This window comes from Arthrospira sp. PCC 8006, from assembly GCF_046480465.1.
Lineage (GTDB): Bacteria > Cyanobacteriota > Cyanobacteriia > Cyanobacteriales > Microcoleaceae > Limnospira > Limnospira platensis.
The window spans coordinates 1-5,736 of the sequence record NZ_PKGG01000275.1 but is presented as its reverse complement, the minus strand read 5'-3'; the positions used below and the strand labels follow the sequence as shown (position 1 = coordinate 5,736).

Below are 5,736 nucleotides of genomic sequence, written 5' to 3'. Positions count from 1 at the left end.
GGGGATAATATAGTTCCCGCCTATACGGCACCCGTGCAAATTAAGGATGTTGATAATAACGGCAATATTATTATGATTCGCTATGAATATCCCAAATCATCTGATTATTTAATTAGGGATGTTATGCCATTATTAGAAGCCGCCGGAGTTCAACTGGTGTATTACGGACACTCCCACCTATGGAACCGATTTCTGGGACCCACGGGAATTAACTTTTTAGAATCTTCCAATGTCGGAAATAGTTATGGTGCGGCTTGGGGAAATAATCGCCGATTTGTTCCCCCAGCTTTCACCGAAGTATATACCCCATTCGGAGACCCCAACGGACTCCAACCTATCATTCCTAATCTTAGTCCCGTTTCCGATAGAGATGGCGCACCTCAACCCTATATCGCTAGTAACGATATTACAGTTTTTAGTATTTTGGACACGGGCACGGCCACTGTGAGCAGCTATCTGTTCAACACAGAACAGCCTAATAGTCAAGTGATCAAATTTGATGAGTTTTCCCTATTGACCCCCAATAGCTGATCAACCCATATACATCGGCTTTTGAGTTCACTATCAAAAAAATTCCGCGCCAGGGGTTGACAAAATCGATTGACTGCTGATACGATAGTTAATCGTGGGAATAAGCCGGGATAGCTCAGTCGGTAGAGCAGAGGACTGAAAATCCTCGTGTCGGCGGTTCAAGTCCGCCTCCTGGCATTTTGGGAAAAACCTTATCCTGACAGCGATAGCGGGTTATTACTCAACCCCTATATCCTATTGAGTTACTCAGATATTACTCACAATCTAGTCCTAGCATAGGAAAATAATTCTGTCAATAGGATGATTACTCAGTCAACAAGCACAACTTAATCAATCTGTCAAATGCCTACTATCTCCCCCTAACCAAACACAGACAGGGTAACTCTCTCGTGATACCCGTCAATGGCAAGCCTTCGGTTCGTAACGAACCATTGACTGCTATCACATCGTTCGTTTCCCCAATAGTGCTTGTTTCGGTTAGGGGGAGGGTATGGCTCAAATCAACCCATAGTGGGTTCCCTATGGGAGTCAGATTATTGGTGAAATCTTGAGGAGCCTACTCGCTACCAACAAAATGCGATCGCATAATCACGACTAACCCGGCTATGACATACTGAAGCGATACCCCCAAACAACTTTTCAACTGGTGACTTGTTTCCTCATCGGGGCTGATACCCACAAAATCCTCAGCAAGTCTCCAATTTATAGGGGTATTCATTTCGTTCAGAACCCAGTACCCCTAATAAACACCCTAAGCCAAAATCTTAGCCGTAGGTTGTAGGTAAAGCTATCTGTTAGGGGTAAAGTAGTTCTGGGTAATATCTGGACATGATAGGGTGAGCATTCATATAAACGATTTATAGTCTATAAATTATAGTCTATAAATGAAAAATACATACACGCACCCCCTACAGTCAGAAACCATAGGGGGCCATTTAAGTTATTGGGGTAGCTGTTAGGTGTTAGGGTTTAGGGTTTTCTCATTCTGCACTTAGTAATCATAGCTAACGCTACGTCTGTTAGCTTGTCTACAGTGACTTGGTCAGCTTTCCCTATGTAAATGTGATGATTGACGCTACCATCCCACCCTTTGAGGTTCCAGTAGGTAAAACCATTGATTGAGGTTTTTTTGCACGCTGTAAATCGTTTACCATTAACCTCTACTGAAAAGGATTTATGGGTTTATAGGTATTTAAACCATTCTGAAGAGCCTACCTCAATGCAGATACTATGACTTACTAAAAACCCGGTATAGCTTCCCGTTAACGTTACTACTGGGAGTAATTTAGGTATCAAAGTTACCTCCCATAAAAATATCGCTACTGTAACCATTGCCGCTAAAGTCGGACATAAATGATACTGGTTGAATAACTGTCTCTTGAGACGATACCCATTTTTTCTGTACCGTCATAAAATCAACAGCGGCGTTATGAGCTATTTCGGCTAATTTCATCCTGGTATCTTGGTTAGCGTAGGGGATATATCGTGACATCATTTGAGCGTAAATATCACGTGCTAATTCCGCGATAACCATTAACCTTGCTTGTTCTTCATTCATGGTTTTGTCTCCTATTGATTGCATTGCAGTAACTGATTAATTGAACTCATGATAATCATTGTCAGGGTGATTTTGACTATTGTTGTGTTCTGTAATTTTTGCATTAAGCAAGGCTTCAATGCCTTTGAGTAACTCGATTTCCGCGTTTAAAAAATGCCTGTGGATTTGGATAAATTCGATAATTTCATCAAATTGTTCAGGCGTGATAGCAAGTTCTACTAAGTCAAGCAATCCCACAACGTTAGGGTTGACTCGATTGCTAATATAGCTATATTCTACTACGTTTAATCCGGGTGTACTTGATTTGATTGACATAGTTTTATCCTTTGATGATGGTTAAGCTGTGATAGTTTAAACCCGTCCGAGACGACGTTAAACTATTCGATTTTGGTCAGTAAATGCTTGATATAATTAAGCTGTTTAAGCAATAATTGTTTTTTTGCTTCTGCTACAGATAACTCAATCTCGCAATCATCCATAATACTGATTAACGTATCTCTAGCGTCTTCTCTGTTGGCGTTGTAGATTGTACTATCTACCATTTGTTTAAATGTTTTAAACCTTATTTTTGCAATAGCATTTATATTGTTTTGGGTCATTTTTGGGTCTCATAAATTATTTGTTCCCAAACATTTTTGCCGTTCTGATTAATCATATTATATCCTCTATTTTTTATTAGATTATTTAATTCATGCACAGTAACTATTGAATCTAAATAACCATCATTTTTGGCTCTCTCAATGGTTTCTTTCAGAGTCTTGGGGTCAATATCAGTTACAACCTAGATTAATTCTGGACACCCCGCGTTAATAGCTTGTTGATTTTGATTTGTTTTGGCTTCTATACTTTGAGCGATAAAACTATCCAAAAATTGCTCAGTACCTGATGATATAGTCAAGATTTTTTTAATAAAAAAATCCCAGTAATCATTGAAGCGTTTAATTGATTCATTGATAGATAATTGATAAATCAATGAATGGGTGACAATGATTTCACTTGATAACCTAGCGTTAATGATATCTTTTTTGTGTTTCTGTAGTTGTTTTTTGACCTTGCTGTATTGATTGCAGTTATCGAGATCTCTCCAGAAAATTTCTAATTGAGATGATAATGAGATGATAATTTATCAAGCGTAATATCTTCTACATCGTTTAAATCGCTTAATTCGTAACTATTCCCCCTATATTCTTCTGATGTCATTGTATCTCGTTTTTTAAACCATATAGGAAACATTCGTATTTTGAGTTCGTTTAATTTCCAAAATGTCCACAATGGATGTATTGAATTAATCACCTTTAAAGCGAAAGCATCAAATACCATGTTAGTTCCCGGTATTTGACTACTGATGGTTATTCGGCTATTTTTGCGGTTTAACACCTTGAAAAGCGATAACATATTCTCATTTTCAATTAATAANGCTAGGGGTGATATCTTCCCATACCAATATAAAATTTTTCTCAAATTCACATTGAAGGGGGTCATAAAAGCGTTCGTGTTGTATCTTGTTTCTCAGTGAAGCAAATGTGCTGTTAGCTAACACTGTGTCGGTGCGATACAGTGAAGCCGCAATAGTAGCTATCTGTGACTTTCCAGTACCACTAGACCCCCAAAGGAACAGGATTCCTGCTGTACTCATAAGGGTTACTGGAGACGCTATAAACGAGGTTACAATAGGGAATTGGATATCAGGATATGGCAGAACACAGACAGCCCTACACACCGATTCTATCTGTTTACCTAAATTGCCATCCGTGATTATTTCGTCAAGTTCAGATGACATTTGGCTTCTGATTAGCCTATAATCGATATAGTCGTCGGACATGGTACACTCCTATCGCTCTTGTATTGCTGACATGGTATGGTGGTTATCCCCCCTAAAATTTTAGGGGGGATTATTTGTGACTACATTAATCGCAGTAACTCAATTAAAGCTATCAAGACATCAGAATCAAGTTTTTTAACCTTGTTATAAAGGCTATCAAAGCTAGGGTCACAATCCAAAACCTTAGCCCCTTCTGTTAGCCTTTCTTCAAAGGTTTTGTATTTCGGTTTACCACCAAAGCCACCATTTTTTGGGTTTTGGATTCAATGAAAGCGTCAATATCAGCGATAGAGTAATTAGCTACCCGTTCATCAAATTCTTCTATATCCTCAATATAGAAGATATTAGAAATGTCAGAGTTGAAATTATCATCTCCGATATTTCCTTCTAATATCCTGTTAGAAGGTATGACTGATGATTGCCCTAAGTTTATTGTTGCTGTAAACATCACAGAACCGTCTGTAAGCATTGCGTCACTTTCTATTATTTTAAGCAATGCAAGTTCTAGCATTGTAGGGGTGTATTATCGTTTTTTGCCGTTATATTCAGTCTCGTATTTTTCAATAAAAAACCTGACAGCTAATAATTCTTCATCACCTTTGGAATAACTCCAATCCCTATCATTGAAGTTAGCAAAATCACCTGATACACCTTTCCCGAATATCCATAGGTGAGGTAAATTAATTCGGATGCTTGACTAATCACTAGGAATGTGCCTGATTCTCCAGATTTAACTGCACTACAAAACGCGAATTTATCGTCATCTCTTTTACCGTAATATCCAATACTCATGATTACTCTTCCTTAGTTAATTGTTGATTGTTGATTGTGTTAGGTGATTTGATTCTGGCTGCAATTTGGCGACAACCATACCAAAACATTGGATTACCGGATAGCTGAACTCTAAACTGTGATTGTTTAGTTAGCTTAATAATTGCAGAGCCTTGATAATCACCACGTGGTCTGTAACTACCCATTACCTGATAGGTAATATTCTTGAATTCAGGTGTTTTGTGTTCCTCAATATGTGTCAAGACTTGATAAGCCACAATGATTGTATTTTGGTCAAATTTATGGGGTTTATAATGGCTTTGCACAAGTTCACCATTGAGGCTAAATATGCCTTTATAGTGTAGATTTATCACGGTTGCTGTTCTCCTATTAACTTAAATTATTGTGCTTTCAGATGTCGTTGGAACTCATCGATATTCATTAAATAAATACCTGGCCAACGATAAGACCTGTTCCGAGTGACAAACCAAATATCTTCAATCATTCCGGGATTAAGGTAATTAAGCAATTGCATCTTGAGTTTAAACTCGGTTGTTAGCGTTCCCTTTACTTCGATGTATTGGTTGAAAACTGGACTATAAAAGTCTGGCTTCCATGTAATTGACTTCCAATCATTACAGTGATCAACCAAAGTTAATCGGGGGTGTATTGATAGGTTGTCATCATACTTTTTGAGTAGGTGATACACCTTGCTCTCTAGCGTTGATGCAAAGTAATGGCCCTCATCATATTGTCCTTTGGCGTGATACTTGTTAATCATCATTATTTACCTCCTCTTTATCGCCACCAGATTCAGCTTGATAAATCCTCCATTCTTCCCGGCAATATTCAAGTGCTTTATTGAGAATTTCCTCAATTTTATCTGGGCGTAATGGGATTAATTTTTTCATGATTTTTCCCACATAATAAGCCAGAAATTCATGGTAAAATTTAACGGCTGTTAATTGCCATTGAAGTTTTCCTCTTCCTGCATAGTTAGGAACCTTTATAGCAAACGACATTCCCATATACATCAACGGGTAAAGTTTATTAT

At 38.0% G+C, this 5,736-nt stretch carries 9 protein-coding genes, 1 tRNA gene and 3 pseudogenes; 2 read left to right on the top strand and 11 right to left on the bottom strand.

Annotated features, from left to right (window positions below; genetic code table 11):
- Both B9T16_RS24870 and B9T16_RS24865 read left to right on the top strand, forming a co-directional pair.
- Nucleotides 1–531, top strand: a pseudogene (locus B9T16_RS24870) (metallophosphoesterase); the annotation flags it as partial.
- 104 nt (nt 532–635) lie between these two features.
- Nucleotides 636–708 (top strand) — tRNA-Phe (locus B9T16_RS24865).
- Between the two features lie 379 nt (nt 709–1,087).
- Here the strand turns inward: B9T16_RS24865 and B9T16_RS24860 are convergent.
- The 11 genes and pseudogenes from B9T16_RS24860 to B9T16_RS24810 all read right to left on the bottom strand — a co-directional run.
- Complete coding sequence (locus B9T16_RS24860) at nt 1,088–1,249, bottom strand: hypothetical protein (RefSeq protein ID WP_014275657.1); 162 nt, start codon at nt 1,247–1,249, stop codon at nt 1,088–1,090.
- 251 nt (nt 1,250–1,500) lie between these two features.
- Nucleotides 1,501–1,863, bottom strand: a pseudogene (locus tag B9T16_RS24855) (hypothetical protein).
- A complete protein-coding gene (locus B9T16_RS24850; RefSeq protein WP_014275131.1) occupies nt 1,817–2,089 on the bottom strand; it encodes a hypothetical protein in 273 nt (90 codons plus the stop codon). Before B9T16_RS24850 ends, B9T16_RS24855 begins: the two are co-directional and overlap by 47 nt.
- A gap of 36 nt (nt 2,090–2,125) precedes the next feature.
- Nucleotides 2,126–2,404: a hypothetical protein gene (locus tag B9T16_RS24845; RefSeq protein WP_410246023.1), complete on the bottom strand. Its 279-nt coding sequence runs from the start codon at nt 2,402–2,404 to the stop codon at nt 2,126–2,128.
- A 62-nt stretch (nt 2,405–2,466) separates the two neighbouring features.
- Nucleotides 2,467–2,688, bottom strand: a complete 222-nt coding sequence (locus B9T16_RS24840) for a hypothetical protein (RefSeq protein ID WP_035737354.1) — start codon at nt 2,686–2,688, stop codon at nt 2,467–2,469.
- A pseudogene (locus B9T16_RS24835) lies at nt 2,685–3,911 on the bottom strand (hypothetical protein). Before B9T16_RS24835 ends, B9T16_RS24840 begins: the two are co-directional and overlap by 4 nt.
- Before the next feature lie 196 nt (nt 3,912–4,107).
- On the bottom strand, nt 4,108–4,422 hold the full coding sequence (locus tag B9T16_RS24830; RefSeq protein WP_035736216.1) for a hypothetical protein: 315 nt from the start codon (nt 4,420–4,422) through the stop codon (nt 4,108–4,110).
- A gap of 68 nt (nt 4,423–4,490) precedes the next feature.
- Nucleotides 4,491–4,703, bottom strand: a complete 213-nt coding sequence (locus tag B9T16_RS24825; RefSeq protein ID WP_410245666.1) for a hypothetical protein — start codon at nt 4,701–4,703, stop codon at nt 4,491–4,493.
- Between the two features lie 2 nt (nt 4,704–4,705).
- Complete coding sequence (locus B9T16_RS24820; protein ID WP_410245667.1) at nt 4,706–5,056, bottom strand: hypothetical protein; 351 nt, start codon at nt 5,054–5,056, stop codon at nt 4,706–4,708.
- Between the two features lie 26 nt (nt 5,057–5,082).
- Entirely contained in the window at nt 5,083–5,466 is a 384-nt protein-coding gene (locus B9T16_RS24815) for a hypothetical protein (protein WP_006616299.1), read from the bottom strand.
- A partial coding sequence (locus tag B9T16_RS24810; protein WP_410246022.1) for a hypothetical protein occupies nt 5,456–5,736 on the bottom strand: 281 nt, incomplete at its 5' end. The genes B9T16_RS24815 and B9T16_RS24810, both read right to left, overlap by 11 nt.

What these genes read in the sequence shown, in the direction of transcription:
- B9T16_RS24860 (WP_014275657.1), bottom strand. Translation starts at nt 1,249, where the DNA reads ATGAATACCCCTATAAATTGGAGACTTGCTGAGGATTTTGTGGGTATC.
- B9T16_RS24850 (WP_014275131.1), bottom strand. Translation starts at nt 2,089, where the DNA reads ATGAATGAAGAACAAGCAAGGTTAATGGTTATCGCGGAATTAGCACGT.
- B9T16_RS24845 (WP_410246023.1), bottom strand. Translation starts at nt 2,404, where the DNA reads ATGTCAATCAAATCAAGTACACCCGGATTAAACGTAGTAGAATATAGC.
- B9T16_RS24840 (WP_035737354.1), bottom strand. Translation starts at nt 2,688, where the DNA reads ATGACCCAAAACAATATAAATGCTATTGCAAAAATAAGGTTTAAAACA.
- B9T16_RS24830 (WP_035736216.1), bottom strand. Translation starts at nt 4,422, where the DNA reads ATGCTAGAACTTGCATTGCTTAAAATAATAGAAAGTGACGCAATGCTT.
- B9T16_RS24825 (WP_410245666.1), bottom strand. Translation starts at nt 4,703, where the DNA reads ATGAGTATTGGATATTACGGTAAAAGAGATGACGATAAATTCGCGTTT.
- B9T16_RS24815 (WP_006616299.1), bottom strand. Translation starts at nt 5,466, where the DNA reads ATGATGATTAACAAGTATCACGCCAAAGGACAATATGATGAGGGCCAT.